Below are 453 nucleotides of genomic sequence, written 5' to 3'. Positions count from 1 at the left end.
CGCGACGCTTACCAACGCCCAGGCCGCGCTGCGCTGGCTCAGTTCTCAACCGCCGAATCTGGAGGAGGTGCGGCAGACGCTCGATCACATCGTCAATGACGCCAAGCGAGGCGGCGAGGTCATCAACCAGATCCGTGCTCTCATCAGGAAAGCACCCGCGCGGAAAGATAGCATCGACGTCAATAACACTGTCCTCGACGTCATCGCCCTGACCCGAAACGAAGTGCTCAGACATGGCGTCTCATTACAGACCGACCTTGCGACCGGCTTGCCGCTCATCAAAGGCGATCGCGTCGAGCTGCAACAGGTCATTCTCAATCTGATCCTCAATGCGGTCGAGGCAATGAGCTGCCTCGACGAGGAGGCGCGGGAGCTACGAATCAGCACGAACACGGATACCTCGAATGGTGTGCTCTTCGCGGCGCGGGATACCGGTCCGGGGCTGGGGCCGAT

At 60.7% G+C, this 453-nt stretch carries 1 protein-coding gene; it reads left to right on the top strand.

Annotated features, from left to right (window positions below; all coding sequences use genetic code 11):
• On the top strand, positions 1–453 hold a 453-nt coding region (locus tag KIP88_RS46095; RefSeq protein ID WP_374226624.1), incomplete at both ends, for a sensor histidine kinase.

Source organism: Bradyrhizobium sp. SRL28, assembly GCF_018596315.1.
Lineage (GTDB): Bacteria > Pseudomonadota > Alphaproteobacteria > Rhizobiales > Xanthobacteraceae > Bradyrhizobium.
Note: the sequence above shows the minus strand (reverse complement) of the source record. Positions and strands in the feature narration are given on the sequence as shown.